The sequence below is a fragment of the Xanthobacter sp. BG11Y11_SDJG genome, assembly GCF_057364445.1.
This window is the reverse complement of record NZ_JBNFNU010000626.1, coordinates 1-1605: the sequence shown is the minus strand read 5'-3', so window position 1 is coordinate 1605 and position 1605 is coordinate 1. Positions and strand designations below refer to the sequence as shown.

The window sequence follows — 1605 nt, the reverse complement described above, 5'->3', positions numbered from 1 at the left end:
CCGCCGCCGCCGCGAGGCGGGCGAGGCGTGCGGCGCGCGCCTCCTCCAGCCAGGCGAGCCAGGGGGGCAAGGCCGCCCTCGGCGCGGCTCGACACAAGGAGCGCCTTCGCCTGCGGATTGATGCGGGCGATGTTGTGCGTCAGCACCTCGGGGTTCGAGTCCACATAGGGCGCGAGATCGGCCTTGGTGATGAGGACGAGGTCCGCGCTCTCGAAGATGTCAGGATATTTCAGCGGCTTGTCGTCGCCCTCCGTGACCGACACCAGCGTCACGCGGTGGGTCTCGCCGAGGTCGAAGTCGGCCGGGCAGACGAGGTTGCCCACATTCTCGATGAACAGCACGCCGCCGGGCGGCAGCGGCAGCTTGTCGAGCGCATGGCCCACCATGTGGGCGTCCAGGTGGCAGCCCTTGCCGGTGTTGATCTGCACCGCCGGGGTGCCGGTCTCGCGGATGCGGCGGGCGTCGTTGTCGGTCTGCTGGTCGCCCTCGATGACGGCGGCGGGCAGGCGGCCGGCGAGCGCCTTCAGCGTCTCCACCAGCAGCGTCGTCTTGCCGGCGCCGGGGCCGGAGAGCAGGTTGAGCGCGAACACGCCACCCTCGGCGAGGCGGGCGCGGTTCTTCGCCGCCAGCGCCTCGTTCTTGGCGAGGATCGACGTCTCGATCTCCACCATGCGCGCCTGGGAGAGGCCCGGCGCATGGGCGCGGGCGGGGCCGGCGCCATAGTCCAGCGTGCGGGCCGCGCCATCGTGGACATGGCCGTGGTCATGGACATGGTCGTGCCCGCCGCCATGGGGATGGGCGTGGCCGTGGTCGTGCTCGTGGCTGTGGGCGGTGCCGTCCGCGTGGGTGTGCGCATGGCCGTGCGGATGGTCATGGTCGTGCGAATGGCCGTGCCCGTGCGCGTGCTGATGGTCGTGCGCATGGCTGTGGGTGGTGCCGTCCGCATGGGTATGGACGTGCCCATGCGCGTGATCGTGGTCGGGGGCGAGCGTCTGCTTGCTCTGCCCGTCGGAAAGGGTGGCGCCGTCGCCGCCGCAGCCGCAAACCGTGCACATCAGGTGACCTCCAGGTCCTTGATCTTCATCTCCGTGCCGCCGTTGGGCACCAGGCGCTCGCCGCCGCAGCGCGGACAGGGCGCGAGCCGGTGCGCCAGCGGCACGGTCTCGCAGCAGTCGAAGCACCAGCCGGTGCCCTCCTCCTCCAGCACCACCAGCTCGGCGCCCTCGACCAGCGAGCCGGCCATGACGATGTCGAAGCCGAAGCGCAGCGCCTCCACCTCGACACCCGCGAAGCGGCCGATGGCGAGGCGCACGCGCGAGACCTTCGAGAAGCGCTCGCGCTGGGCGGCCTCCTCGATCGCGCTGCGCAGGCTCTCGCACAGGGCCATCTCATGCATGGGCCGCCTCCGCCGCGGGGAAGCTCACAGGGACGCACGGATTGAGCGCCGACACCAGCAGCGGCGCGAGCCGCGCCCCCTCCGCCCCTGCCGGCAGCGTCGCCAGCGCAAGGTCCATGAGGCCGCCGGGTGCGAGCGTCCAGGCGCTGGGCGAGACCACACGATAGGCCGCGACGCGCCCGGACTGAACGCGCGCGCCATGGGCGAGC

The 1605-nt window shown here is 72.1% G+C and carries 2 protein-coding genes and 1 pseudogene; all 3 read right to left on the bottom strand.

Annotated elements, in window-relative coordinates; genetic code table 11:
- A partial coding sequence (gene hypB / locus AC2W7M_RS25115; RefSeq protein ID WP_486135794.1) for a hydrogenase nickel incorporation protein HypB occupies positions 1 to 1055 on the bottom strand: 1055 nt, incomplete at its 3' end.
- Positions 1055 to 1396 (bottom strand): hydrogenase maturation nickel metallochaperone HypA, encoded by a 342-nt coding sequence (hypA, locus tag AC2W7M_RS25110; protein ID WP_486135792.1) that lies wholly within the window; start codon positions 1394 to 1396, stop codon positions 1055 to 1057. The genes hypA and hypB, both read right to left, overlap by 1 nt.
- A pseudogene (locus AC2W7M_RS25105) lies at positions 1389 to 1605 on the bottom strand (hypothetical protein); the annotation flags it as partial. The gene hypA and the pseudogene AC2W7M_RS25105, both read right to left, overlap by 8 nt.

Coding starts and splice junctions, on each gene's coding strand:
- hypA (WP_486135792.1), bottom strand. CDS start 1,396: ATGCATGAGATGGCCCTGTGCGAGAGCCTGCGCAGCGCGATCGAGGAG.